This is a genomic window from Novosphingobium sp. CCH12-A3, from assembly GCF_001556015.1.
Lineage (GTDB): Bacteria > Pseudomonadota > Alphaproteobacteria > Sphingomonadales > Sphingomonadaceae > Novosphingobium > Novosphingobium subterraneum.
In genome coordinates, this window is the sequence record NZ_LSIA01000206.1 from 22,672 (window position 1) to 47,119 (window position 24,448).

General features: G+C 63.2%; 24 protein-coding genes. 10 read left to right on the forward strand and 14 right to left on the reverse strand.

Annotated features, from left to right (window positions below):
* Positions 1-19: 19 nt before the first annotated feature.
* The 5 genes from hemH to AX703_RS15855 all read left to right on the forward strand — a co-directional run bounded on the left by hemH (position 20) and on the right by AX703_RS15855 (position 5,683).
* Complete coding sequence (gene hemH, locus AX703_RS15835) at positions 20-1,036, forward strand: ferrochelatase (RefSeq protein ID WP_156452092.1); 1,017 nt, start codon at positions 20-22, stop codon at positions 1,034-1,036.
* 64 nt (positions 1,037-1,100) lie between these two features.
* Positions 1,101-2,510 carry a cytochrome P450 gene (locus tag AX703_RS15840; protein ID WP_062345394.1) on the forward strand — a complete coding sequence of 470 codons (1,410 nt, stop codon included), beginning with the start codon at positions 1,101-1,103 and terminating at the stop codon, positions 2,508-2,510.
* Between the two features lie 113 nt (positions 2,511-2,623).
* Positions 2,624-2,884 (forward strand): 30S ribosomal protein S20, encoded by a 261-nt coding sequence (rpsT, locus tag AX703_RS15845; protein ID WP_039333732.1) that lies wholly within the window; start codon positions 2,624-2,626, stop codon positions 2,882-2,884.
* Between the two features lie 548 nt (positions 2,885-3,432).
* On the forward strand, positions 3,433-4,851 hold the full coding sequence (gene dnaA / locus AX703_RS15850; protein ID WP_369821032.1) for a chromosomal replication initiator protein DnaA: 1,419 nt from the start codon (positions 3,433-3,435) through the stop codon (positions 4,849-4,851).
* A gap of 64 nt (positions 4,852-4,915) precedes the next feature.
* Positions 4,916-5,683, forward strand: coding sequence for a HesA/MoeB/ThiF family protein (locus tag AX703_RS15855; RefSeq protein WP_062345396.1), 768 nt, complete (start codon positions 4,916-4,918; stop codon positions 5,681-5,683).
* 76 nt (positions 5,684-5,759) lie between these two features.
* Here the strand turns inward: AX703_RS15855 and acnA are convergent, their stop codons facing one another.
* Positions 5,760-8,432 (reverse strand): aconitate hydratase AcnA, encoded by a 2,673-nt coding sequence (gene acnA / locus AX703_RS15860; protein WP_062345398.1) that lies wholly within the window; start codon positions 8,430-8,432, stop codon positions 5,760-5,762.
* Between the two features lie 240 nt (positions 8,433-8,672).
* Complete coding sequence (locus AX703_RS15865) at positions 8,673-9,560, reverse strand: DMT family transporter (protein ID WP_062345400.1); 888 nt, start codon at positions 9,558-9,560, stop codon at positions 8,673-8,675.
* 238 nt (positions 9,561-9,798) lie between these two features.
* On the opposite strand from AX703_RS15865, the gene AX703_RS15870 reads away from it, so the two are divergent.
* Complete coding sequence (locus AX703_RS15870; RefSeq protein WP_369821033.1) at positions 9,799-11,109, forward strand: L,D-transpeptidase family protein; 1,311 nt, start codon at positions 9,799-9,801, stop codon at positions 11,107-11,109.
* Between the two features lie 189 nt (positions 11,110-11,298).
* Here AX703_RS15870 and AX703_RS15875 read toward each other — a convergent pair whose 3' ends face one another.
* Together AX703_RS15875 and AX703_RS15880 are read right to left on the reverse strand one after the other, a co-directional pair.
* Positions 11,299-11,922 carry a murein L,D-transpeptidase catalytic domain-containing protein gene (locus tag AX703_RS15875; protein ID WP_039333517.1) on the reverse strand — a complete coding sequence of 208 codons (624 nt, stop codon included), beginning with the start codon at positions 11,920-11,922 and terminating at the stop codon, positions 11,299-11,301.
* Between the two features lie 51 nt (positions 11,923-11,973).
* Positions 11,974-12,501 carry a GNAT family N-acetyltransferase gene (locus AX703_RS15880; RefSeq protein ID WP_062345404.1) on the reverse strand — a complete coding sequence of 176 codons (528 nt, stop codon included), beginning with the start codon at positions 12,499-12,501 and terminating at the stop codon, positions 11,974-11,976.
* Positions 12,502-12,558: 57 nt separating this feature from the next.
* Between AX703_RS15880 and AX703_RS15885 the strand changes: the two genes are divergently transcribed.
* Positions 12,559-13,101 (forward strand): hypothetical protein, encoded by a 543-nt coding sequence (locus AX703_RS15885; protein WP_156135745.1) that lies wholly within the window; start codon positions 12,559-12,561, stop codon positions 13,099-13,101.
* A 4-nt stretch (positions 13,102-13,105) separates the two neighbouring features.
* On the opposite strand, the gene ispG is transcribed toward AX703_RS15885, so the two are convergent.
* The 5 genes from ispG to AX703_RS15910 all read right to left on the reverse strand — a co-directional run bounded on the left by ispG (position 13,106) and on the right by AX703_RS15910 (position 17,045).
* Positions 13,106-14,242 (reverse strand): flavodoxin-dependent (E)-4-hydroxy-3-methylbut-2-enyl-diphosphate synthase, encoded by a 1,137-nt coding sequence (gene ispG / locus AX703_RS15890; protein ID WP_039333520.1) that lies wholly within the window; start codon positions 14,240-14,242, stop codon positions 13,106-13,108.
* 40 nt (positions 14,243-14,282) lie between these two features.
* Entirely contained in the window at positions 14,283-14,795 is a 513-nt protein-coding gene (locus AX703_RS15895; protein ID WP_062345406.1) for a GNAT family N-acetyltransferase, read from the reverse strand.
* A 41-nt stretch (positions 14,796-14,836) separates the two neighbouring features.
* Positions 14,837-15,259, reverse strand: a complete 423-nt coding sequence (locus tag AX703_RS15900; RefSeq protein WP_062345408.1) for a hypothetical protein — start codon at positions 15,257-15,259, stop codon at positions 14,837-14,839.
* Positions 15,260-15,355: 96 nt separating this feature from the next.
* Positions 15,356-16,795 carry a metalloprotease TldD gene (gene tldD / locus AX703_RS15905; RefSeq protein ID WP_062345410.1) on the reverse strand — a complete coding sequence of 480 codons (1,440 nt, stop codon included), beginning with the start codon at positions 16,793-16,795 and terminating at the stop codon, positions 15,356-15,358.
* Between the two features lie 49 nt (positions 16,796-16,844).
* On the reverse strand, positions 16,845-17,045 hold the full coding sequence (locus tag AX703_RS15910) for a zinc-finger domain-containing protein (protein ID WP_039333527.1): 201 nt from the start codon (positions 17,043-17,045) through the stop codon (positions 16,845-16,847).
* Between the two features lie 70 nt (positions 17,046-17,115).
* Between AX703_RS15910 and AX703_RS15915 the strand changes: the two genes are divergently transcribed.
* Together AX703_RS15915 and nadB are read left to right on the forward strand one after the other, a co-directional pair.
* Positions 17,116-18,075, forward strand: a complete 960-nt coding sequence (locus tag AX703_RS15915) for an ABC transporter ATP-binding protein (protein WP_062345412.1) — start codon at positions 17,116-17,118, stop codon at positions 18,073-18,075.
* A gap of 372 nt (positions 18,076-18,447) precedes the next feature.
* The gene (gene nadB, locus AX703_RS15920; RefSeq protein ID WP_231735564.1) at positions 18,448-20,070 is read left to right on the forward strand and encodes an L-aspartate oxidase; all 1,623 of its coding nucleotides are present in this window, start codon (positions 18,448-18,450) and stop codon (positions 20,068-20,070) included.
* 8 nt (positions 20,071-20,078) lie between these two features.
* Here the strand turns inward: nadB and AX703_RS15925 are convergent, their stop codons facing one another.
* The 3 genes from AX703_RS15925 to AX703_RS15935 form a co-directional block, all read right to left on the reverse strand.
* Positions 20,079-20,606: a hypothetical protein gene (locus AX703_RS15925; protein WP_062345414.1), complete on the reverse strand. Its 528-nt coding sequence runs from the start codon at positions 20,604-20,606 to the stop codon at positions 20,079-20,081.
* Between the two features lie 131 nt (positions 20,607-20,737).
* On the reverse strand, positions 20,738-21,505 hold the full coding sequence (locus tag AX703_RS15930) for a sulfite exporter TauE/SafE family protein (protein WP_062345416.1): 768 nt from the start codon (positions 21,503-21,505) through the stop codon (positions 20,738-20,740).
* A gap of 119 nt (positions 21,506-21,624) precedes the next feature.
* Positions 21,625-22,359 (reverse strand): tRNA (guanosine(46)-N(7))-methyltransferase TrmB, encoded by a 735-nt coding sequence (locus tag AX703_RS15935; RefSeq protein WP_062345418.1) that lies wholly within the window; start codon positions 22,357-22,359, stop codon positions 21,625-21,627.
* Between the two features lie 112 nt (positions 22,360-22,471).
* On the opposite strand from AX703_RS15935, the gene AX703_RS15940 reads away from it, so the two are divergent.
* Positions 22,472-23,290 (forward strand): helix-turn-helix transcriptional regulator, encoded by an 819-nt coding sequence (locus AX703_RS15940; protein ID WP_231735565.1) that lies wholly within the window; start codon positions 22,472-22,474, stop codon positions 23,288-23,290.
* Between the two features lie 18 nt (positions 23,291-23,308).
* Here the strand turns inward: AX703_RS15940 and AX703_RS15945 are convergent, their stop codons facing one another.
* On the reverse strand, positions 23,309-23,581 hold the full coding sequence (locus tag AX703_RS15945; protein ID WP_231735566.1) for a DUF2945 domain-containing protein: 273 nt from the start codon (positions 23,579-23,581) through the stop codon (positions 23,309-23,311).
* An 82-nt stretch (positions 23,582-23,663) separates the two neighbouring features.
* Positions 23,664-24,365 (reverse strand): response regulator transcription factor CtrA, encoded by a 702-nt coding sequence (gene ctrA / locus AX703_RS15950; protein ID WP_011443965.1) that lies wholly within the window; start codon positions 24,363-24,365, stop codon positions 23,664-23,666.
* Between the last annotated feature and the right edge of the window lie 83 nt (positions 24,366-24,448).

The window sequence follows — 24,448 nt, forward strand, 5'->3', positions numbered from 1 at the left end:
CCTCTTCCCAAGGATTGCAATGGAACGTCCGGCCGATCACCCCAATGTGCTGACCGGCAAGGTCGGCGTGCTTGTCGTCAACCTCGGCACGCCCGACGCGCCCGATGTCGATTCGGTCAAGCGCTACCTCAAGGAGTTCCTGTCCGATCCGCGCGTGGTGGAGATCCCCAGGCTGATCTGGCAGCCGATCCTGCGCGGCATCATCCTCAACACGCGGCCAAAGAAGTCGGCACACGCCTATTCGCAGGTGTGGAGCGAGGACGGATCGCCGCTGGCTGCGATCACCAAGGCGCAGGCCCGCGCATTGCAGGAGCGGCTGGGCGATGCGGCGATCGTGCGCCATGCGATGCGCTATCAATCGCCGTCGATGGCCAAGGAGCTCGATGCGCTGGTGGCAGCAGGGTGCGAGCGCATTCTGGTGGCCCCGCTCTATCCGCACTATTCGGGCGCGACGACGGCATCTGCGCTCGACGCCCTGGCCGACTGGATCAAGCTGCGTCGTCGCGTGCCTGCGCTGCGCACGCTGCCGCCCTATCACGATGATCCGGCCTATATCGGTGCGCTTCATGCCGACATGACGCGGCAGATGGCTGCGCTGGACTTTGCGCCGGAACTGCTGCTGCTGAGCTATCACGGCATGCCGGAGCGGACGCTCTACCTTGGCGATCCCTACCACTGCCACTGCCAGAAGACTTCGCGCCTGCTGGCCGAGCGGTTCGCGCAGAGCCATCCTGGCTTGCGGCTGGTCACGACGTTCCAATCACGCTTCGGGCGGGCCAAGTGGCTCGAGCCTGCGACCGATGCCGTGCTGGCGGTTGAGGCCGAGAAGGGAACGAAGCGCGTTGTGATCGCGGCGCCGGGCTTTTCGGCGGACTGTCTGGAGACACTGGAAGAGCTGGCGATTCGCGGCAAGGAAGACTTCGAGGCGGCGGGCGGTACGCACTTCGCCGCGCTCGAGTGCCTCAACGCCGGGCCAGTCGGAATGGATATGCTGGAGACGATGGCACGGCGCGAACTGGCGGGCTGGATCGAATAAGGCTCTTGGCCGCTGCTGACAGGCGTGTTAATTGACCGGTTAAACCAGAACACCGGGAGACACCATGGCCAGCATCGCACCCGAGGCTGCTGCTAACCTGCATACAGAACGCGCCAATCCGCACTGGGTGCGGCTGGGCGGTGATCACAAGCTTGACCACATTCCCGGCGAGGACGGCTGGCCCGTGCTCGGCACCACGCTGATGCAGCTGGCCGATCCGCTGGGCTTCCAGAAGCGCATGGTCGAAACATATGGCCCGGTGTTCCGAACGCGCAGCTTCGGGCGGCGCGGGGTCAACCTGATCGGGGCCGATGCCAACGAACTGGTGCTGTTCGATCGCGACAAGCTGTTTTCGAACGAGCAGGGCTGGGGGCCGGTGCTGAACCTGCTGTTCCCGCGCGGGCTGATGCTTATGGATTTCGAGGCACACCGGGTTGACCGGCGGGCCTTGTCGATCGCGTTCAAGCCCGAGCCGATGCGGGCCTATTGCGGGGTACTGAATACCGGGATTGCCTCGGCGATGGAGCAGTGGGCCAAGAACACTGGGAATGGCTCGATGCGCTTCTACGACGCGATCAAGGCGCTCACGCTGGACACGGCGGCATCGAGCTTCCTCGGCCTGCCGCTGGGGCCTGAGGCAGACCGGCTGAACAAGGCCTTCGTCGACATGGTGCAGGCCTCGGTCGGCGTGGTGCGCAAGCCGCTGCCCTTCACCAAGATGGGCAAGGGCGTGGCCGGGCGACGGCTGATGGTCGACTACTTCGGGCGGCTGGTGCGCGAGCGTCGGGCCAATCCGGGGCAGGACATGTTCAGCCAGTTCGCGCTCGCGACCCGAGACGACGGCTCGTTGCTGCCGGAGGACGTGGTGGTCGATCACATGATCTTCCTGATGATGGCGGCGCACGACACGATCACCTCTTCAGCAACGGTGCTGTTCTGGCAGCTGGCCAAGAACCCCCGGTGGCAGGACCGCCTGCGGGCCGAGGCGCGCGCGGTGACGGGAGGGGACGGCCTGCCCTTGGCCTACGAGGACCTTGGGCGGATGGAACTGACCGAGATGGCCTTCAAGGAAGCGCTGCGCTTCATGCCGCCGGTGCCGAACATGCCGCGCCGGGCGCTGCGGGACTTCCGCTTTGGCGGCTATGACATTCCGGCCGGGACCCCGATCGGGATCAGTCCGGCAGCGGTTCATGCCGATCCGGCTCACTGGGAATCGCCCGAGATCTTCGATCCCATGCGCTTTACCGCGGACAAGGTGGCGGCGCGGCACAAGTATGCCTGGGTGCCGTTCGGCGGCGGCGCGCACATGTGCCTGGGGCTGCATTTCGCCTATATGCAGGTCAAGCTTCTGGCCAATCACATCCTCACGCGATTCGAGGTGCGGATGGCCGCCGGTGCCGAGCCGCTGTGGCAGGCCTGGCCGATCCCGAAGCCGCGTGACGGCCTGAGGGTGGAGATGCGCCGAATCTGTTGACGATTCGGGTGTCCACAGTTATGGGGCGCGCTTTCCGGCGGGACATCCCGCCACTGGATGAGATTCACGCGGTCGCTCCTGGCGCCCGCCAAGGCACGAGAAACAGGAAGACCATGGCCAACACGCCGCAAGCCCGCAAGCGTATCCGTCGCAATGAACGTCGCGCCGAAATCAACGGCAACCGCCTTTCGCGCATCCGCACCTTCGTGAAGAAGGTCGAGACTGCACTGGCTGGCGGCGACAAGACGGCTGCTGCTGCGGCGCTGAAGGAAGCCCAGCCCGAGCTGGCGCGTGGCGTTGCCCGTGGCGTGCTCCACAAGAACACCGTCGCGCGCAAGATGTCGCGCCTGTCGAAGCGCGTCGCCGCGCTCTGACTTTGGCAGGATGATTCGCTGCTCGAAGCGGCGGACATTCTTCCAGAACGGCACAAATAAAGAACATGGTCGGCGATGATTTCGCCGGCCATTTTCATTTGTGTGCCTACTGATCCGCAGTCTTCCGCATTGTTACATTGTGCAGTCGCAACAAGTCACGGAATCTACGCGATTCGCATGACCGTGCATGACTGCATAAGTAAAAAGCCTTAGTTTTCAGCTATTTGATGCATCTCTGCGGGTTAGGGCGAGTCAAGGGCATTTATTTCAGTTTTTTTGCTCCCTGCCCGCTTGCGCGAAGGGGGCGAACCCCAATAGACAATGCGGACCGGGGGCGGGAATCACTGCCACTTGGTGTCACTTGAAATTTCATCGAACAGGGTCTGCTGCGCCTTGTGCGGCAGAGCAGGGGCATTTTGTGTCTGCGTGCCGGGGAAGCGCGCGGGCCAATTCAGTCGAGGCAGCGAAGCGTGAAAGTAGACGATTTCGCAGGGGGAAGCGCGGTCAGCGCCATGGCGACCACCGCCAAGGGCGAAGGCGAGCGTAGCATGACGGGCAAGAAGGGACGTGACAGCACAATGATCGAGGACCAGGAAGCGCTGGATCTGGCAGCAGACTGGGCCGACATCAGCCAGGGTCTGAAGAAGGACCTTGGGCCGCAACTCCACGCGCAGTGGATCAAGCCGATCCAGCTCGGTTCGTTCTGCAAGGAAACCGGCACGCTCGACCTGTTCCTGCCGACCGAATTCTCGGCGAACTGGGTGGCCGATCGGTTCGCCGATCGCCTCAGCCTTGCCTGGAAGATCGCACGCTCTGAAGTGCGCCAGGTGCGCATCACCGTCCACCCGCGCCGCCGCTCGATGCCGGAGCTGCGTGTCGGTGGCGAAGCGCCGATCGCGCCGCGCGCTCCGGTTCACGCTGCTCCGGCGATGCTCGATTCAGCGCTGTCCGGTCTCGACCCTTCGCTGACTTTCGCCGAGTTCGTCTCCGGCTCCGCCAACGTGCTGGCGGTCAACGCGGCGCAGCGCATGGCCGCGGTCGAGACCCCGCAGTTCTCGCCGCTCTACCTCAAGGGCTCGACCGGACAGGGCAAGACCCACCTGCTCCACGCCATCGGCCACGCCTTTGCCGCCAACAAGCCGGGCGCGCGCATCTTCTACTGCTCGGCAGAGCGGTTCATGATCGAATTCGTCCAGGCCATGCGCTCGAACGAGATGATCGAGTTCAAGGCCCGTCTGCGCGGCTTCGACATGCTGCTGGTGGACGACATCCAGTTCATCATCGGTAAGGCTAGCACGCAGGAGGAATTCCTCCACACGATCGATGCGCTGATGAGCGCAGGCAAGCGCCTCGTCGTCGCCGCTGACCGTGCGCCCCAGGCGCTGGACGGCGTCGAGCAGCGCCTGCTCTCGCGCCTGTCCATGGGTCTGGTGGCGGACATCCAGCCGGCCGACATCGAACTGCGCCGCAAGATTCTCGAGCATCGCCTGGGCCGGTTCGGCAACACGCAAGTGCCGGCGGACGTGATCGAGTTCCTCGCTCGCACCATCAACCGCAACGTGCGCGAGCTTGTCGGTGGCCTCAACAAGCTGATCGCCTATGCCCAGCTCACCGGCCAGCCGGTGTCGCTGCAGCTCGCTGAAGAGCAGCTGACCGACATCCTCTCGGCCAACCGCCGCCGCATCACCATTGACGAGATCCAGCGCACGGTCTGCCAGTTCTACCGCGTCGACCGCACGGAAATGGCCTCGAAGCGTCGTGCCCGTGCCGTGGTGCGTCCGCGCCAGGTTGCGATGTACCTAGCCAAGGTGCTGACGCCCCGCTCCTACCCGGAAATCGGCCGCAAGTTCGGCGGACGCGATCACTCGACCGTGATCCACGCTGTGCGCCTGATCGAGGAACTGCGCACCCGCGACGCCGACATGGACGGCGACGTGCGCACGCTGCTGCGGCAGCTGGAGGACTAAGAGAAAGGGAAATGCGAGGCTGATGACCCTCGCATTTCCCCTTCTTCTTCCCTAATTGCGTCGCATGACGCCAGACCGCTTAGACCGCTTCGCCCGCCATATCGTCCTGCCCGAAGTGGGTGCGATGGGGCAGGCGAAACTGGCGCAGAGCCATGCCGTGCTGATCGGCATGGGCGGCATTGGCTCGCCTGCGCTGCAGTACCTCGCGGGAGCAGGAGTTGGCCGCTTGACGCTGGTGGATGACGACGTGGTCGAGGCGAGCAACCTGCAGCGGCAGACCATCTATACCGAAGCCGACATCGGCAAGGCCAAGGCCGAGGCGGCAGCAGCGTGGGTCAACGCCTTCGATCCAGCGCTGGAGGTTTCGGTCCATGTCCTGCGCATCAATCGCGACAACGCTGTAAGCCTGATCGCCGGGGCGGATGTGGTGCTCGACGGCTGCGACAACTTCGCCACGCGGCTTGCCGTTTCGGACGCCTGCGTCAAGGCGGGTGTGCCGCTGACCAGTGCTGCGCTCGGGCGGTTCCAGGGGCAGGTGGCGAACTTTGCTGGTCATCGAGAGGACCATGCCTGCTACCGCTGTTTCGTTGGCGATGCCTTCGATGCCGAGGATTGCGATAGCTGCGCCGATCTTGGCGTGCTGGGCGCGATGGTCGGCATGGTCGGCGCGTTTGGCGCGATGGCGGCGATGCGGGTGCTGCTCGAGGGCGTATCGGCGCTCGGCGATCCCCAGTGGGGGCAACTGCACGTCATGGACGGCCTGAAGCCCTCGCTGCGCACGATGCGCATTGCGCGGGACCCCGAGTGCAAAGGCTGCGGCGTGCCCGCCTGAACGCCTCCTGAGGGCAAAGAAAAGGGCGCGAGGACCGAAGTCCCCGCGCCCTTTCTGTCTGGCTTGAAGCCGCGTCTTACGAAGCGAGCTTGCGCAGCACGTAGTGCAGGATGCCACCGTTCATGAAGTACTCGACTTCGTTGGCGGTATCGATGCGGCACAGCGCCGTGAAGGTCAGCTTGGTGCCGTCCTTGCGCGTGACTTCGACTTCCACATCCTGGCGCGGCTGCAGGTTGGCAACGCCCTTGATGGTGAAGGTATCGTCGCCCGAGAGCGCCAGCGAGGTGCGGTTCTGGCCTTCCTTGAACTGCAGCGGGAGCACACCCATGCCGACGAGGTTCGAGCGGTGGATACGCTCGAAGCTCTCGACGATGACGGCGCGGACGCCGAGCAGGTTGGTGCCCTTGGCCGCCCAGTCGCGGCTGGAGCCAGTGCCGTATTCCTTGCCGGCGATGACCACGGTCGGCACGCCATCGGCCTTGTGCTTCATGGCCACGTCGTAGACCGAGCCGACCTCGTCGCCGTAGCGCGAGAAGCCGCCTTCGACGCCGGGGACCATCTCGTTCTTGATGCGGATGTTGGCGAAAGTGCCGCGCATCATGACTTCGTGGTGGCCACGGCGCGCGCCGTAGGAGTTGAAGTCCGCCTTCGAGACCTGATGCTCCATCAGCCACTGGCCGGCGGGGCTGTCAGCCTTGATCGAACCGGCCGGCGAGATGTGGTCGGTGGTGATCGAATCGCCAAGGATCAGCAGCGGCTTGGCCTCGATGATGTCGCTGACCGGAGCCGGCGTCATCGACATGCCTTCGAAGTACGGCGGATTGGCGACATAGGTCGACCCGGCGCGCCACGAGTAGGTTTCCGAGCCGGTGACGTTGATCGCCTGCCAGTGCGCATCGCCCTTGTAGACGTCGGCATAGCGGGCCTGGAACATGGCGCGGTCCATGCAGCCGGCCATGGTGGTGGCGACTTCGCTGTTCGAGGGCCAGATGTCCTTGAGATAGACATCAACGCCGTCCTTGCTCTTGCCGATCGGGGTGGTGGTGAAGTCTTCGACCACGGTGCCCTTGAGCGCATAGGCAACAACCAGCGGCGGCGAGGCGAGGAAGTTGGCGCGCACGTCGGGGCTGACGCGGCCTTCGAAGTTGCGGTTGCCAGAGATCACGGCAGCGGCAACCAGGCCGTTGTCGTTGATCGCCTTGCTGATCGGTTCGGCGAGCGGACCCGAGTTGCCGATGCAGGTGGTGCAGCCATAGCCGACGAGGTTGAAGCCAACCGCGTCGAGGTGTTCCTGCAGGCCAGCCTTGTTGAGGTAGTCGGTGACCACCTGCGAGCCGGGTGCCAGCGAGGTCTTGACCCAGGGCTTCGGCTTGAGGCCGAGTTCGTTGGCCTTCTTGGCGACGAGACCGGCAGCCACCAGCACGCCCGGGTTCGAGGTGTTGGTGCACGAGGTGATCGCGGCGATGGTCACGTCACCGTCGCCGATGTCGAAGTCCTTGCCTTCGACGGGGACGCGGGCCGGGGTCTTCTTGTAGGTGTTGGCCATGTCGGCATTGAACACGTCGTCGACTTCGGGAAGCGACACGCGGTCCTGCGGACGCTTGGGGCCGGCGAGCGAGGGCACGACGGTGCCGAGGTCGAGTTCGAGGGTCGAGGAGAAGATTGGCTCGACGGCAGGATCGATCCAGAAGCCCTGCTCCTTGGCATAGGCTTCGACGAGCGCGATCTGCGCTTCCTCGCGGCCGGTCAGGCGCATGTAGTCGAGCGTCTTGTCGTCAATGCCGAAGAAGCCGCAGGTGGCGCCGTATTCCGGAGCCATGTTCGCGAGCGTCGCGCGATCAGCCAGCGACAGGGCGGCAAGGCCGGGGCCGTAGTATTCGACGAAACGGCCGACCACGCCATGCTTGCGCAGCATGTTGGTGCAGGTCAGTACGAGGTCGGTCGCGGTGACGCCTTCCTTGAGCTCGCCGGTGAACTTGAAGCCCACGACTTCGGGGATGAGCATCGAGACCGGCTGGCCGAGCATCGCGGCTTCTGCCTCGATACCGCCCACGCCCCAGCCGAGCACGCCGAGGCCGTTGACCATGGTGGTGTGGCTGTCGGTGCCGACGCAGGTATCAGGGTAGGCAACCGTGACGCCGTTCTGGTCGGTCGAGGTCCACACGGTCTGGGCGATGTTCTCGAGGTTGACCTGATGGCAGATCCCGGTGCCGGGAGGCACGGCGTAGAAGTTGTTAAGGCTCTTCGAACCCCACTTGAGGAAATCGTAGCGCTCCATGTTGCGCTGGTATTCAATTTCCATGTTCTCTTCGAAGGCCTTGGGGTGGCCGAATTCGTCCACCATGACCGAGTGGTCGATGACGAGGTTGACCGGCACCAGCGGGTTGATCTTGCTGGTGTCACCGCCGAGCGTGGCGATGGCATCGCGCATCGCGGCAAGGTCGACCACGCAGGGCACGCCGGTAAAGTCCTGCAGCAGCACGCGCGCCGGGCGGTACTGGATCTCGCTGTTCGATTCGGTTGGGCTCTTCTGCCAGTCGACGATTGCCTTCACGTCGTCGGTGGAGACGGTAAAGCCGCCATCCTCGAAGCGGAGAAGGTTTTCGAGAAGGACCTTCATCGAGAAGGGCAGGCGCGAAACGTCGCCGAACTTCTCCGAAGCCTTCTTGAGCGAATAATAGGCATAGTCCTTGCCGCCCACGTTCATCGTGCTGCGGGTGCCGAGCGTATCCTGTCCGACCTGGGTCATGGCTGTGCGTCTTCCCTCCTGTCGCGGCCGTTGCTGTACGGTGCCACGCGGGGAATCGCTCTTGGACCAAAGGCCCGTGGCGGCGCGGCGAGTTACGGCCTGAAAGCGAGAGGGCGATGCGCGCAAAGCGCGGGCACGTCAAGGGCGAGAGGGGCGCAAATCTCGCATGTGCAGCGCGATTTATTCTGGAGGAACACTTATTGATTTGCAATTGCAAGAACGGCCTGCATTGCGCCCGCTTCAGGTGTGCGCGATCGCCTCGGCCGGGGCCTTTTTGGTGGCATAGAGGCACCCTGCGACAATCAGAGTGACCCCGGCGAGCATAGGCACTGTCACCGGTTCCGAGAACGCAATCCATCCGACAATCGCAGCCCAGATGAACGCCGTATATTCCAGGGGCACCAGAAACTGCGCTTCTGCTCGGCCATAGGCCCAGCTCAAAAGCATGATCGATGCGGCCGACAGGATCGCCGACCCGACGATCAGCCACCAGACCTCACCAGTGGGAAATGGCGCGAACCACCATGCTCCCATACCCAGAAAGCCGAATTGGACGAGAGCCTGGAAGAAGGCCACTTCCTCGGGCTTGGCGAGAAGCGCCTGTTGACGCTGCAGGACCAGATTCCATGCGTAGAGCACCGCGGACACCAGTGTGGCGATAAGGCCCTTCATGGCTTCGGCGTCCGAGGGGCCATCGAACTTGCCCCCAGCAATGACGACCACCCCTGCAAGCGCCAGAAGCGAGCCGCCGATGGCTGCGGGCCTTACCTTCTCTCCCAGCATGATTGCTGCGAGATAGAGCGCGATAAGCGGAGCGATGAAGGACAGCGCAATGCCCTCTGCCAGTGGAAGCCGCACGATACCATAGAAGAACAGCGTGGCCATGACAGAGGCAACCGACCCGCGCAGGAGGTGTACCTTGAGTACGGTCCAGGCAGGCCAGCCCTGCCCACGCCAGAGCCACAGCGGAAACGTCAGCAACGATCCGGCAAGGCCTCGCCAGCACATCGCAGCATAGGCGCCGATTGCCAGTGAAGCGGCCTTCATCACCCCGTCCATCACCGAGAACAACGCAAGCCCGAGCATCGTGGCAAGGACAGGGAGCAGTAGCGGGCGATGAGCGTTCATCGCTCAGGCCATAGGCAAACTGGTTGCGATTTGAAACGATCATCTCGCCGCCGGGCGCGATTCAGGCTCCAGACAGGCGCGATACTTGATAGTCCCCCGCTTGATAGTCCAGTGGCCTTGGGGCAGGACATTGGCGGTGGTGCGGCCGCCCGCGACGGCGCAATTGAACAGGGAAGTGCGGAACGTGAAGCTTGCGAAATTCGGTATCGGGACCTCGGGCAAGTTTGGCGTGGCCCTTGTGGCGCTGACGTTCGCGGCACAGCCGCTTGTTGCCCAGACGGCGCCAGCATCCGGTCCGATCGACCTGACCAAGCAAGCCAAGCCGCCAGTGGTCGCGCCAACCGTCGCAGCTCCGGTCGTAACCGCGGCCCCGTCGGCGCCCGTCGCTGCGCCGCATTGGACACAAGCGGATGCTCAGGCCCTACTGGCAGCAATAAAGGGGATCGGAGCAGAAGGGCTGTTCCCCAAAGACTACCAGCCGGAAGCGTTGTCTGCGGCAATCGTCAAGGGCGAAGGTCCGGAGCTCGATGAAACGGCGACGAAGCTCTTCACATGGCTGGCCGAGGACCTGCGCGATGGCCGCACGCCGATGACGGCGCGCGTGCAGTGGTTCGCGGTTGATCCCGACCAGGACCTCAATCCAACCTCGTTGATCCTCGCCGAAGCGCTCGACAAGCATGACGTCAAGGGGGCGCTGATGGCCCTCCTGCCGACGGTGCCGGATTACGCTGCGCTGAAGGCGGCTTTGCCCAAGGCGCAGACCCAGAAGCAGGCGGCGCTGATTCGGGCGAACATGGACCGCTGGCGCTGGCTCGCCCGCGATCTCGGTTCGCAGTACCTGCTGACCAATGTGCCCGAGCAGATGCTGCGCCTGACGGTCAAGAACAAGATCATCAGCACCTATAAGGTCATCGTCGGCAAGCCCGGCAAGACTGCGACGCCCCAGCTTGCCGAGACGGTCGAAGGCGTCATCTTCAACCCGACTTGGACCGTGCCGCAGTCGATCGTCGTCGGCGAAGGGCTGGGAGCACGTCTGGTGAACAATCCCAGGCAGGCCGAGCGCGAAGGCTACAAGGTGACCAAGGCGGCTGATGGCACGATCTATGTCGTCCAGCAGCCCGGAGACAACAATTCGCTGGGCCGCATGAAGCTCGATATGCCCAACGAGCATGCGATCTTCCTGCATGATACGCCGAACCGGAACCTGTTCAATCTGACAGCGCGCGCGCTGAGCCACGGCTGCGTGCGCGTCGAACGGGCGACGGAGCTGGCCATGACGATGGCGATCCTCGGCGCGAGCATGACGCCGGACGATGCGGTCGCCGCCCATACTTCGAAGGTCTACACCAAGGTGCCGATGACCAAGACCTTCCCGGTCTATCTCACCTATTTCACCGTCGCGCGCGACGTGAACGGCATGCTGCGGTCATTCCCCGACATCTATAACCGAGACGCGCCGGTGCTGGCGAGCTTTGCCCAGCCGCGCCAGCAGCATACCACGCAGCGCAAGAGCAACGAGGAAGTGATCAAGCTCGACAATCCGCTGTAATTCGACGGTGGCGAGGACAAGGCTCAGCGTCTGCCAGCGCAAGCGGCGGTTCGGTGGCGCGGATGAAGCGGCCGCTGCTGCGCAGGCAAGCGAGCTTGTCCTGCATCCCTACCATTGCGACCGGTGTTTTGGCTGGCACTTGACGAGCAGGACGAAGGGGCGGCGCGTCCCTCGTCCCCGATCCGGTATTCAGCCCAGGCCCAACCTGTCGGCGTAGAGCAGGCGCCCGCCGGAAAGGTGCCACAAGGCTTCGTTGAAGTCCGCCTCGCTCATGGCAAAGCAGCCGTCAGAGCGGCCCAGCTTGCCCCACTTCTCGAGCATTGCGGGATTGGCGTACCACGCGGAATGCAGCACGATTGCGCGGTCAAGCACGTTGGAGTTGTCCGGTTCCAGGCCGCCCAGGCGAATCGAGGTTCCGTACTTGCCCTTGTACCACTCCCAGGTGACGTAGGCGCCACGCGAGGTGGCAAGGCTGCCGACTTCGTTGGAAAAGGTCTTCAGGAAGCCATCGTGCTCAGGGTCGGAACCGCGGCCGTGCGCGACGAGGAAAGACCTGACCTCGCCGCGTTCCAGATTGGCAAAGTGGAAGCGGGGCAAGGACGAGGGCATCGCAAAGTCCGCAATGCCGACGATATCGGTCCGCCACAGCGACGCGCGGTGCTTCTCCACTTGCTCGGCGGCAATGCGCAGGACTTCGCGGTGCTGCTGGTTGGGATAGTAAGTTGCTGCCGCCACGCGCGGCGGGAACACGGCAGCGACGGCGCTTGCCGCAGCGCCTGCCAGTACCGTTCGCCTGTCGACTTTGTCTGTCATGTCCGGTCCCGTAACACGCTTTCGCCTTATCAAGCGTGAACGGCGAGCATTCTATGCATTTGCGACCGGATTTCCAGCATCTGAGCCAGGATGTGCCGCGAACTGGCTTCCCAACTGGCTCAGGGCGTCGCCGTCCACGCGCATGACCGTCCATTCGTCCATGAACCTGGCGCCGAGCGACTTGTAGAAACCGATCGCCGGTTCGTTCCAGTCGAGCACCGACCATTCCAGACGCGCGCAGTCCCGCTCGACGGCCAAGGCGGCCAGATGCGAGAGCAGCGCCTTGCCGAGGCCGGAGCCGCGAGCCTCAGGTTGCACGAACAGGTCTTCGAGGTAGATCCCCGGCTTGCCTTCGAACGTCGAGAAATTGTGGAAGAACAAGGCAAACCCTTGCGGCTCGCCATCCAGCTCTCCGATGACGACTTCGGCATAAGGGCGCGGGCCGAAGAGCTTGGCTGCCAGCACCGCCTCGTCGAAGCGGACTTCGTGCGCCAGCTTTTCATACTCGGCGAGAGCGCGGATGAGTTCGGCGATCAGGGGTGTATCGGCATGGGTCGCCGCGCGGATGGAGATGGTCATGAACGACGACTAGCGATTCGCCAGGAACCTTGCCAGCCCCGCAGAATTGCGAAAGGCATGAACACCATGATCCGCGCCGCGCTTGCCTCGGTACCAGTGCTTCTGGCGCTTGCCGGCTGTTCGCCCGACGGTGGGAGGCCGACGGCTTCGCTACCCGCTCCCGCATCGCAAGCTTCAACGCCGCCAGTTCCGACGCCTTCGGCAGCCGTTACGCGGATCCTTGATCGGGTTGCGGCGGATCAGTTGCTGCGTAATTCCGGCGTGACCTTGCAATGGATCAACTGGAATACGCGCGGCACTGCCAATGCGCGGGACGATGCCGGGGTGATAAGGCTCACGGCAAGTCAGGCTTCGTCGAATGGCCCCGGCCGCCTGTGGCTCGATGGCCGTGTGACGGAGATCGGCGCAGATTACTTCGTCTTTTCAGGCACGATCCGCATTACAGACACGCCCGATGCGGGCCGCAGATGCGAGGCGACCCGTGAAGACTGGCGCTTTGCCGTGACGCAGAATCGCCCATATTGGCGCTTGCGCACCTTCGAATGGTGTGATGAACTCACCGACTACATAGACATCTACAAACCCGCCGCAGGGCGCTGACGGGTCATTCAGCCGCTTCGGTGACGTTCCCCGCGTCGGTCGTCGCCGCTTCGATCTCGGCGGCTTTCTTCTCTACCAGCGATACAATGTGGTCCAGCATCTCTTCGGACTGGATAGTGTGGTCGGTCACGCCCGAGAGGTAGACCATGTGCTTGCCGTTGCCGCCGCCGGTGAGGCCGATATCGGTCTCGCGCGCTTCGCCGGGGCCGTTCACGACGCAGCCGAGCACTGACAGCGAGATCGGCGTCTTGATGTGGGAAAGGCGGCTCTCCAGCGCCTCTACCGTGCGGATCACATCAAAGCCCTGACGCGCACAGGATGGGCACGAGACCACGCGGACACCGCGTGTGCGCAGGCCGAGGCTCTTGAGGATCTCGAAGCCGACGCGGACTTCCTCTTCCGGTTCCGCCGAAAGCGATACGCGCAAGGTATCTCCAATTCCCGCCCAGAGCAGGTTGCCAATGCCGATCGAGGACTTGACCGTGCCGCCGATCAACCCGCCAGCCTCGGTAATGCCAAGGTGCAGCGGGCAATCGACCGCTTCGGCAAGTCCCATGTAGGCAGCGACCGCGAGGAATACGTCAGAGGCCTTCACCGCCACTTTGTATTCGTGAAAATCGTGGTCCTGCAGCAGCTTGATATGATCGAGCGCGCTTTCGACGAGAGCCTCGGGGCAGGGCTCGCCGTACTTCTCCAGCAGGTCCTTCTCGAGGCTGCCGGCGTTGACGCCGATACGGATCGCGCAGCCATTGGCCTTGGCGGCCCGGACCACTTCCGCCACGCGATCGTTGCTGCCGATGTTGCCGGGATTGATGCGCAGGCAGGCAGCGCCAGCATCGGCAGCTTCAAGCGCGCGCTTGTAGTGAAAGTGGATATCCGCAACGATCGGGACGCGGGCGGCTTTGGTGATCTGGCGCAGCGCCGTGGTGCTTTCGACGTCCGGGCACGAGACGCGGATGATGTCGGCACCGGCATCCTCGCAGCGGCGGATCTGGTTGATCGTGGCCACGGCATCGGACGTCAGGGTGTTGGTCATCGTTTGCACGGTGATCGGAGCGTCCCCGCCAACGGGAACACTGCCGACCATGATCTGGCGGCTCTTGCGACGCGCGATATCGCGCCAGGGACGGATCGAGGACATGGGCCCTCTATAGGGATTAAGGAGCCGGTCCGGAAGGCGTCTAAACCGGCCCGGCAAACATGAATTCGGGATCGCAGTGGTCACCCACCCAGAATTCGATGTCGGCCACCTTGTCGAGGCCATAGCGCCGGTAGAAGCGCTGCGCATCGGGATTGTGAGCATAGACCGAAAGCTGCATCTCGTCCGCGCCCCAGGCCCGCGCTTCGGCCAGGGCCCAGTCCATCAGCCGCGCACCGTGGCCACGCCCGATCAGGTCAGGGTCGGTGTAAAGCTGCTTGAGTTCCATCGGCGAGCTTGCTGGTGTCTTCTGCGGAAGCGAACTCTTGCGGACGATCTTGCAGAAGCTGGTCAGAACGCCCTCTTCCTCGATCACCGCAATCTTCATCTCGGGATCTGCCAGCTGCGACGAAACCGTCGCTTCCGAATGTGATTCCTCAAGGAAGCGTGAGAGGTTTTCGGGGCTGTAAAGGTTGCCGAACTTGGCAATGAAGGCGCGGCGGCCGAGATCGGCAAGGGCGGGCGCATCTGCGGTCTTGGCAAGGCGGAGCGTCATGCTCCGCCTTTAGCGCCATGGCGCTGCCAATTCCAACCCGGTCAGCCGGTCTTTTCAGCCTTCACCTTCGTGTAGGGCACGAACTTGCCGAGACCGATCGAGCCGCGCCAGAAGCCTGCGTTGCGATCAACCATTCGCACGATATCGACACTGCACAGCTGCGAGTTCCACGGCGTGGTGACCATGATGTCGTTGTCGTCAAGCGAGCTGGCGCCCGAGTCCGGCCGGTTGACCCAGATCGTTGTGCCAGTGTCGTAGATGATCGCGGTCTTGTCATAGACCCGCGTGTTCACCACGCGTGGCAGGTAGATGCAGTCCTTCGGCTCACCCGCCACGCGCCCTTCGAGCGCCTTGGCGAGTTCCTGCTCGGAAGTAAGACGCGGCTTTGCGTCGGCGGCGGCCCCGGCAAGGAGCAGCGATCCGGCAGCCACTGCCGCAGCGAGCTTGCTGACGGTGTTCTTCATGACTGGCAGTTCCTTTCGACTCGATCCCATGCGGATAGCGCGAAACGGCTTAACCCGCGCTGACCACATAACGCCGCAGCGCCAGCAATCCTTCCATCAGGCCGTGCCGCCGACGGTGAGGCCTTCGACCAGCAAGGTTGGCTGCCCAACGCCTGCCGGAACGCTCTGCCCGCCCTTGCCGCAGACGCCCACGCCCTCATCCAGCGCGAGATCGTTGCCGATGCCGATGACCTTGGTGAGGCAGGTCGGCCCGTCGCCGATCAACGTCGCACCCTTGATCGGCGCGCCAAGCTTTCCGTTCTCGATGCGGTAGGCTTCGGTGCATGAGAACACGAACTTGCCGCTGGTGATGTCGACCTGTCCGCCGCCAAAGGACTTGGCGAAGATGCCATTCTTCACGCGGGAGAGCAGTTCGGCCGGATCGTCCTTGCCGCCGCGCATGAAAGTGTTGGTCATGCGCGGCATCGGCGCGTGAGCGAAGCTTTCGCGGCGACCGTTGCCGGTAGGGGCCACGCCCATCAGGCGGGCGTTGAGCCGGTCCTGGATGTAGCCCTTGAGAATGCCGTCCTCGATCAGGATGTTCTCCTGAGTCGGCGTGCCTTCGTCGTCAATCGAAAGCGAGCCGCGACGGCCCTGGCCATTGACGCCGAGCAGAGTGCCATCGTCGATCACGGTAACGCCGGGCGCAGCGACGCGTTCGCCGATCCGACCGGAGAAGGCACTGGTGCCCTTGCGGTTGAAATCGCCTTCGAGACCATGGCCGACCGCTTCGTGCAGCAGCACGCCGGGCCAGCCGGGGCCGAGCAGCACGGTCATTTCACCAGCCGGCGCGGCCACCGACTCGAGATTTACCAGCGCCTGGTTCAGCGCTTTGTCGATCGCGCGATTCCACGTGTCGGCCGAGAACAGATCGTCGTAAAGGCGACGGCCGCCGATGCCGAACGAACCCGTTTCACGGCGGCCGTTCTGTTCCGCGACGATCGAGACGTTCAGGCGGACCAGCGGGCGGACGTCATGGGCGACGAATCCATCGGCGCGGACGATCTCCACCACCGACCACGAACCCGAAAGCGAAGCCGAAACCTGCGCCACGCGAGGATCGCGAGCCCGGGCCGCCGCATTGATGGCTTCCAGCAGCTTGACCTTTGCCTCGAACGGAACGGCATCGAGCGGGGAGGCTTCGGTGTAGAGGTGGCGGTTGTTGTTGCGGGGCGGCGGGGCAGGTTGGCCCTTCGCCGGATCGAGCAGATTCAGCGTCTCGCCGGCACGGGCAATGGCAGCCGCCGAAATTTCGTTGGCGTGGGCGAAACCGGTCATCTCGCCGGAGACGCCGCGCAAGCCGAAGCCGGCATCGCGCGAATAGTCTGCCGTCTTCAGGCGACCGTCATCGAAACCGAAGCTCTCACTGGCGATGAACTGGAGATAGAGTTCGCCGTCGTCGCAGGATTTCAGCGCATTCGCGGTGAGGTTTTGCGCCTCTTCAGGCGACAGAAGGCCAGAGCGATAGAGCAGCGAGCGGGTGTCAAGATCGGTCATGCTGACCGATATAGGCGCTCAAGACACAAAGGCCATAGAGCGAAGCTGCTTAAGCGGCTTGGGCGTTATCCGCTGGGCCACCCTTGAGGACGAAGCGCTTGTCGCAATAGCCGCACTCGACATAGCCCTTCTCGTCGATCTCAAGCCAGACGCGCGGATGGCCAAGGGCAACGCCGCCGCGAATGTCGGACGCGCCGTCGCACTTTACGCGATGATGGTCGGTGTAAACGGTTTCGGGTGCCTGAATCATGGGCTGCGGCTAGCAAATCGGCGGGCTTCAGACAATTGCGTTTTCGCTGGCGCTGGTGCAGGCAGCGGCCATGGCAAGCACCAATGAAACTCCCCCCGCAATCCGCATTCGCGATCTGGTGAAACGCTATGCGCCGACGGGCAAGGCGCCCGGCAAGCTGGCGCTGGACGGGGTCAGCTTCGACGTGCCGCAAGGCCAGATTTTCGGACTCCTCGGGCCGAACGGCGCCGGCAAGTCAACCTTGATCAATACATTGGCCGGGTTGGTAATGAAGACGTCGGGCAGCGTCGAGATCTGGGGGCATGACATCGATCACGATGTGCGCAATGCCAAGGCCTCGATCGGGATCGTGCCTCAGGAAATCGTATTCGATCCCTTCTTCACGCCGGCCGAAGTGCTCGACAACCAGGCCGGACTCTACGGCGTGCCCAAGACGATGCGGCGCACCATGGAACTTCTCCGCGCGGTCCACCTGGCCGACAAGGCGGACGCATATGCGCGATCGCTGTCTGGCGGTATGAAGCGGCGCCTGCTTATCGCCAAGGCGATGGTCCACGCGCCGCCCGTGCTGGTGCTCGACGAGCCGACCGCCGGCGTCGACGTCGAACTGCGTCGCCAACTGTGGGAGCTGGTCGGCGAACTCAATCGCGATGGTGTGACCGTAGTGCTGACGACTCACTACCTCGAGGAGGCCGAAGAGCTTTGCGATCGCATCGCGATCATCAATCATGGCAAGCTGATCGCCAACAAGCCGACGCGCGAACTTGTCGACATGGCACGGGAAAAGATTGTCGTGCTCACGCTGGATCGTGATCTCGATGCTGCGCCGCAGCATCCTGCATTCCTCAAAAGTCATGTATCTGGCGAGCGTCAGGTCGAGATCAATTACGACAAGGATCGCACGACCGCCGGCGAAGTCATGTCCCTTGTGCAGGGGCAGGGTTATGCGATCGTCGATGTTTCGACTCGGGAAGCGGATCTGGAGGACGTGTTCGTCAGCTTGACCAGCATGCCGAAAGAAACAGCCTGACGCGCTGTCCGGGCCGGCTAGGTAGATTCGATATCCTTCACGGCGCGCCAACCTCCGCGCTCCAGCCGGCGGATCGGCGCATTGCAGTGCCGGCACGTGCCAACGAACGTCCGGCCGTCCCATTCCACGCCTGAGCGTTTGGGACGATGGCGATTGAGCATGCAAAGGAGCTTGGTCTCAAGCATAAGCGATCAATCTGCGCGAGGGCTCTACGCAAGAACACCTATCATGCTGCACTTGCGAAGCAAGTGACCAAGGTGGTTAACGACATTAAAAGCTGGTGACACGTTTCAGGCGCAAGCCTTTGCGCGCTTTCGCATCATGACATGAGCCGTTACGGCAAGGCCAAGGCAAGGATTGGGAGTTAACCGCTTGATCGGCAATGCAGCAGCAAACGACGGCGCGCCAGACCAGACCATTCACGACGTGCTGGTGGTCGGTTCAGGTGCCGCGGGATTGACGGCCGCCCTGGTTCTTGCCGAGACTTGCCGCGTGCTGGTGCTGGCGAAGGGATCGCTGGACGGCGGGTCCACGAACTGGGCGCAGGGCGGCATCGCAGCGGTTCTCGATGAAGGCGACACGTTCGAGGACCACATTCGCGACACGATGATCGCTGGAGCCGGTCTCAATCGTCGCGAGACGGTCGAGTTCGTCGTCGAGAATGCACCAGCAGCGATCCGGCGCCTTGTTGAACTCGGCGTGCCTTTCAACGCGGCACAAGGCGCCTTGCACCTGACACGCGAGGGCGGCCATTCGCACCGTCGTATCGTCCATGTCGACGACGCGACTGGTGCCGCCGTGCAGAAGGCATTGCTCGATGCTGCGCGGGCGCATTCGAATATCACGCTCCTGCCTGGGCGGACCTGCATCGACCTGATAACCGGTCGCCACGAAGCGGCCCGTTACTCGGGCTCCGGCAGGGTCTGGGGCGTCTATGCGCTCGATGAGGCCAGCGGGAAGGTCGAGGCGCATACGGCCAGTGCAACGATCCTGGCAACCGGCGGCGCAGGGCGCGTCTACCAGTTCAGCACGGCTCCGCGCGGGGCGACCGGCGATGGCATCGCCATGGCGTGGCGGGCTGGGGCGCGTGTTTCCAACATGGAAATGATGCAGTTCCATCCCACCTGTCTCTATAACCTCGAGGTCAAGAACTTCCTCATTACCGAAGCTGTGCGTGGCGAGGGTGGTCGCCTGGTGAACCCGCGGACGGGCAAGCGCTTCATGGAGTTCTATGACGCCGAGCGGCTCGAACTTGCGCCCCGCGATGTCGTGGCCCGCGCGATCGACGCCGAAATCAAGAAGTTCGGTCTCGATTATGTCCATCTCGATATCAGCCACATGCCGGCTGATTTCGTCCGCGAACACTTCCCCAACATCTACGAAAAGCTGATGGGACTGGGCATCGACATGACCACCAGTCCCATTCCGGTCGTGCCGGCCCAGCATTACACCTGCGGCGGCATTCTCATCGATCTTGACGGGCGGACGGATCTGCCCGGCCTCTACGCTGCGGGCGAGTGCACCGAAAGCGGCTTGCATGGGGCCAATCGCCTGGCGTCGAACTCGCTGCTGGAATGCTTCGTGTTCGGCGATGCCGCCGCGCGCGATATCCTGCGCCGGCGCGACAGCTTCGACGCACCTCCCGAAGTGCGCGCGTGGGACGAAAGCCGCGTGACCGATTCTGACGAAGAAGTCGTGATCAAGCAGAACTGGACCGAAATCCGCCGGTTCATGTGGAACTATGTCGGCATCGTGCGCACCAACAAGCGGCTTGAACGCGCGGCCCATCGCATCCAGATGCTCAGCGGTGAGGTCAACGACTATTACGGGCACTTCCGCGTGACCACAGACCTTATCGAGTTGCGCAACCTGTTGCAGAGCGCCGAACTTATCGTCCGCTCGGCTAGGGCGAGGCACGAAAGCCGGGGCCTGCATTACACGCTGGATTATCCCCAGACAGACGCCGTTGCGCGCGATACCGTGCTCGTGCCTTAGAAACCGCTCTAGGCGGCTTCGGCTTCGACGAACTCAGGATAAAACACCGGTTCGCGCAGCGACCAGCCGTGCGCCGTTGCGGCAGCCTCGCTGATCGATTGCAGCAGCGCGCGACGGCGGTCGGGACGGATGACCGGCAGGGCTGCCGCTCCGCAGAAGGCCCCGGGAAGCCAGGGGCGGGCCGCGGCGCCAAGAAGTCGCTCGTACAGGAAGCGATAGGCTGAGAAGCCGGTGATCCTGTTCTGCGCCAGGTCAAAAGTCGTCAACCGTACCAGCGGGCCCATGAACGGCTCGAGTGCGTCGATCCCGTCAACATGTGGGAGCATCTGGCGCAGCAGCGGCAATTCGCGATAGAGATCCGCCTGTTCCTGGATCGAGGCGGTTTCATCAGTACTGCGGCCCCATCGGCGAACGGTTTCGTTACGGCCGCGGGCAACATCGAGACTGCGGCGGATATAGCGCTGCTCAGCAGCAGTGAAACTGGCGAACTCTCTCATCTCGGCAATGGTGATGCCACTTGCGCCCAAGCTCGCCATGAAGACCTGCCCTCCAGCCGTGGCGGAGTCGCGCTCGACCCGCCCGGCTCTTATTGCATGTCATGGTTAATACGGAGTGATCTTCAGGCACGGACGGGCCCGCACATCAAGATGCGCTAGCCCGCAACGCCTCAGGAAAATGCCTTGTACGCGCCGTAGAGGCTGGTCAGGGTGAGGACGGTGCCGACCATGATCAGCATCGTCTTGGCCGGAATGTGCTTGGCCGCCCAAGCGCCGAACGGCGCCGCTGCAAGCCCCCCGATCAGGAACCCGAGCGTTGCACCGGCAACATCGGCCACGCCGAGGTGCCAGATGAACGCCGCAGATACCGTCAGCGTCAGGAAGAACTCGACGGTATTCACCGTGCCGATCACCTTGCGCGGATCGGCACCCTGGATCAGCAGGTTGGACGTGACGACAGGCCCCCACCCGCCACCGCCTGCGGCATCAAGGAAGCCACCGACGAGCCCGAGCGGCGCGACCCACCCGGCCTCCTTGATCTTGGGCGGATACAGAATCCCCCGCACCAGCAGGTAGATGCCGATCGCCGAAAGATAGAGCAGCACCCACGGCTTCACCAGCGATGCGTCGATCGACGACAGGACGTAGGCACCGAGTATGCCGCCGGCCATCCCGGGCAGCAGCAGGCGGAAGAACAGCTTCTTGTCGACATTGCCGTGCAGGAGATGGCTGATGCCCGAAGTAGCAGTGGTGAAGCATTCGACGATGTGCACCCGCTGCGACGCCAGGGCGGGGGGAATGCCCAGCACGCCAACCATCAGGGTATTCGAGATCACACCGAATGCCATGCCGAGCGCGCCATCGACCATCTGCGCGGCGAAGCCGACGGCGATGAACGGCAGCAACGCGGCAAAATCGATGCCTGCGAGAAAGTCCATGTGATTCGGTCCCCCATCTGCCGTTGTCGGCCGGGACGAACCGCTACTCCGGATTAATCTCTACCAAAATGCAAGAAATTATACTCTACCGTAAAGGGAGAGTTTTTTGCGACGAAGCGTTAACCGCGTCTGCGGTAGCGGAAATACCACACCTCATGGCCATATACCGTCCGCGCCTTGTGCTCATAGCGCGTTTCAGGCCAGCCGCCGGGGCGGATCTGGAAATCCTTCGCTTCGCTCGCCAGCCATTCGAACTGGTGCTTGTGGCGGCGCATGACCATCAAGGCGTGGCGCAGATAGATCGCGTGGTCCGTGCCGAATCGGAATTCCCCGCCGGGCTTGAGCTTTGCCGCGAACATATCGACGGGTCCGTCGTTCATCATGCGCCGCTTGGCATGGCGTGCCTTTGGCCAAGGGTCGGGGTGCAGAAGATAGAGAAATGAAAGCGAGCCGTCCGGAATGCGCCGGAGCACTTCCAACGCATCGCCATGATGAATACGCACGTTGGGGATGGGCGGATGCGCGCCCCCTTTGCCTTCGAGAACGCCGCCCGAGACATGCGTAAGCGCTTGGGCCACGCCATTCAGGAACGGCTCCGCACCGATGAAGCCGTGATCGGGCAGCATGTCGGCGCGGAACGCCATGTGTTCGCCCCCACCGAAGCCGATCTCGAAGTGGAGTGGGCGAGGCTCGCCAAACAGGGCCTCGGCAGTGATCGGACCTTCTGCAGGCATCGAGATCTGCGGCAGCAGTTCATCGACCAGCGCCTGCTGGCCCTGCCGCAAGGGCTTGCCCTTGGCACGGCCATAGAGGCGGTTGATCGTCGTCGGATCGCCGGGTTTGTAGGCTGTCATGGCGGCGGCGTTTGGCAGGGCGGCCCGCAAGGGTCAATATCATCAGCCTCCCGCGTCCGAGTACAAGAAAATTGGATGGACGGTGCGCGCCTGCTGTGGTGATCAAAGAGCCATGTCTGCAACCGATCATGGCTGCCCCGCGATCGCCGAACTTACCGACAAGGAGTTGGAAGTCCTTCGCCTGCTCACCGCTGGGCACACGATAAAGTCGATCGCCACCGTACTCGACCGTAGCGAGGCCTCGATCAACGAGCGCTTGCGCGATGCCAGGCGCAAGACCGGGATCGGTAGCAGTCGCGAACTGGCGCGCCTGGTGGCGGTACAGGAAAACTGTCCCAGAAAAACTGATCTATCTCCGCCCGGCTTCCGGGAAGACGCCGATGAACAGCCCGCACTCGCGGTGCGTCTCTGGCCGAAAGGAAAGATCGCCATGATTACTCTGATACCCCTCGCTGCCGGTCTCATGCTGGTTTCCACTGGCTCGCAACAGGTTGCGCAGGCACCGGCTGCACATTCGGCCGGTGCAATTGCCTCGCCGCTAATCGGCAAGTGGTCGCTCGACACAGCGCGTCTTCCGGCCGACGAGCGGCCTCGCAGCGTCATGATCGCGTTCAGGGTTTCGCCCGATCGGCAGTGGACGACGCAGGTCGAAATCGTCACGCCCGACGGCAGCCGGATGACCGCAGGCTCAACAGCGAAACTCGATGGCGTGGCCGTACCGATCTCCGGCAACATTCCGATCTACGATGCCGCATCGCTGCGTCAGCCGGCACCTAACACGCTGGTGATGACACTCGGCAAGGAGGGCAGGCAGGTCGCAACGCGGGTCTACACCGTTGCCAAGGACGGCAAGTCGATGACCGAGACGATTGTCTGGGCCGACAAGAGCATGCCGGAGATGGAAACGACGTACTTCACCCGGGTCGGGTGACGGGCATTCGCTTGGCCGTCAGTCGCGTCTGAGCGCCCCCGGCTTGTGCGCCGCGCGCTTGCCCTCTTCGGTCTCGACCAGAAACTCGGGGTTGTCCTTTGACGCGGCGACCTTGTGGCCCTTGATCGTGGTTGGCTTCTCCAGTTCGCGCACCACCTTGCCATGGGCTTCGCCGCCATGGCTTTTCCACGAAACCTTGTCGCCTGCTTTCAATCCCTTGGCCATGTCCTGCTCATCCTCGTTGCATGTCGCATAAGGCAGCGGGCGAGGCGCGCGGCGGTTCCACTCCATGCCCGCAAGTGCATGGCCCGAATGCCAAACGGCCCGCCGTTTCCGGCGGGCCGTCTCAGGGATGGCTATGGCAAACACGCGGTCAGGCCGCTTCGATCGCGCTCATGTCATCAGGATCGCGCAGCACGTAGCCACGGCCCCAGACGGTTTCGATGTAATTCTCGCCACCGCAGGCATGTGCCAGCTTCTTGCGGAGCTTGCAGATGAACACGTCGATGATCTTGAGTTCCGGTTCGTCCATGCCGCCATAAAGGTGGTTGAGGAACATTTCCTTGGTCAGCGTGGTGCCCTTGCGCAGCGAAAGCAGCTCGAGCATTGCGTATTCCTTGCCGGTCAGATGCACGCGGGCACCATCGACCTCGACCGTCTTGGCATCGAGGTTGACCGAAAGCTTGCCGGTGCGGATGACCGACTGCGAATGGCCCTTGGAGCGACGCACCACCGCATGGATGCGGGCGATCAGCTCTTCGCGGTGGAAGGGCTTGGTCACGTAATCGTCGGCACCGAAGCCGAACGAGCGGACCTTGCTGTCCATTTCCGAAATGCCCGAAAGGATCAGGACCGGCGTCTGCACCTTGGCGACGCGGAGCTTCTTGAGCACGTCGTAGCCGTGCATGTCAGGCAGGTTGAGGTCGAGCAGGATGATGTCGTAATCATACAGCTTGCCGAGATCGAGGCCTTCTTCGCCAAGGTCGGTAGAGTAGACATTGAAGCCCTCGGTCGTGAGCATGAGCTCGATCGCCTTGGCCGTTGTAGGTTCGTCCTCGATCAGCAGTACGCGCATTGAACCGCCCCTCTATTGCCATGTCCCTGAGGCAATTAACCCGCCTTCAATTCGGGTTGCCCGCCATTAACCATAGGAGGAAT

Bases quoted from the DNA above. Each gene is read 5' to 3' on its own strand.
- hemH (WP_156452092.1), top strand. From the start codon at position 20: ATGGAACGTCCGGCCGATCACCCCAATGTGCTGACCGGCAAGGTCGGC.
- AX703_RS15840 (WP_062345394.1), top strand. From the start codon at position 1,101: ATGGCCAGCATCGCACCCGAGGCTGCTGCTAACCTGCATACAGAACGC.
- rpsT (WP_039333732.1), top strand. From the start codon at position 2,624: ATGGCCAACACGCCGCAAGCCCGCAAGCGTATCCGTCGCAATGAACGT.
- dnaA (WP_369821032.1), top strand. From the start codon at position 3,433: ATGACGGGCAAGAAGGGACGTGACAGCACAATGATCGAGGACCAGGAA.
- AX703_RS15855 (WP_062345396.1), top strand. From the start codon at position 4,916: ATGACGCCAGACCGCTTAGACCGCTTCGCCCGCCATATCGTCCTGCCC.
- acnA (WP_062345398.1), bottom strand. From the start codon at position 8,432: ATGACCCAGGTCGGACAGGATACGCTCGGCACCCGCAGCACGATGAAC.
- AX703_RS15865 (WP_062345400.1), bottom strand. From the start codon at position 9,560: ATGAACGCTCATCGCCCGCTACTGCTCCCTGTCCTTGCCACGATGCTC.
- AX703_RS15875 (WP_039333517.1), bottom strand. From the start codon at position 11,922: ATGACAGACAAAGTCGACAGGCGAACGGTACTGGCAGGCGCTGCGGCA.
- AX703_RS15880 (WP_062345404.1), bottom strand. From the start codon at position 12,501: ATGACCATCTCCATCCGCGCGGCGACCCATGCCGATACACCCCTGATC.
- AX703_RS15885 (WP_156135745.1), top strand. From the start codon at position 12,559: ATGAACACCATGATCCGCGCCGCGCTTGCCTCGGTACCAGTGCTTCTG.
- ispG (WP_039333520.1), bottom strand. From the start codon at position 14,242: ATGTCCTCGATCCGTCCCTGGCGCGATATCGCGCGTCGCAAGAGCCGC.
- AX703_RS15895 (WP_062345406.1), bottom strand. From the start codon at position 14,795: ATGACGCTCCGCCTTGCCAAGACCGCAGATGCGCCCGCCCTTGCCGAT.
- AX703_RS15900 (WP_062345408.1), bottom strand. From the start codon at position 15,259: ATGAAGAACACCGTCAGCAAGCTCGCTGCGGCAGTGGCTGCCGGATCG.
- tldD (WP_062345410.1), bottom strand. From the start codon at position 16,795: ATGACCGATCTTGACACCCGCTCGCTGCTCTATCGCTCTGGCCTTCTG.
- AX703_RS15910 (WP_039333527.1), bottom strand. From the start codon at position 17,045: ATGATTCAGGCACCCGAAACCGTTTACACCGACCATCATCGCGTAAAG.
- AX703_RS15915 (WP_062345412.1), top strand. From the start codon at position 17,116: ATGGCAAGCACCAATGAAACTCCCCCCGCAATCCGCATTCGCGATCTG.
- AX703_RS15925 (WP_062345414.1), bottom strand. From the start codon at position 20,606: ATGGCGAGCTTGGGCGCAAGTGGCATCACCATTGCCGAGATGAGAGAG.
- AX703_RS15930 (WP_062345416.1), bottom strand. From the start codon at position 21,505: ATGGACTTTCTCGCAGGCATCGATTTTGCCGCGTTGCTGCCGTTCATC.
- AX703_RS15935 (WP_062345418.1), bottom strand. From the start codon at position 22,359: ATGACAGCCTACAAACCCGGCGATCCGACGACGATCAACCGCCTCTAT.
- AX703_RS15940 (WP_231735565.1), top strand. From the start codon at position 22,472: ATGTCTGCAACCGATCATGGCTGCCCCGCGATCGCCGAACTTACCGAC.
- AX703_RS15945 (WP_231735566.1), bottom strand. From the start codon at position 23,581: ATGGAGTGGAACCGCCGCGCGCCTCGCCCGCTGCCTTATGCGACATGC.
- ctrA (WP_011443965.1), bottom strand. From the start codon at position 24,365: ATGCGCGTACTGCTGATCGAGGACGAACCTACAACGGCCAAGGCGATC.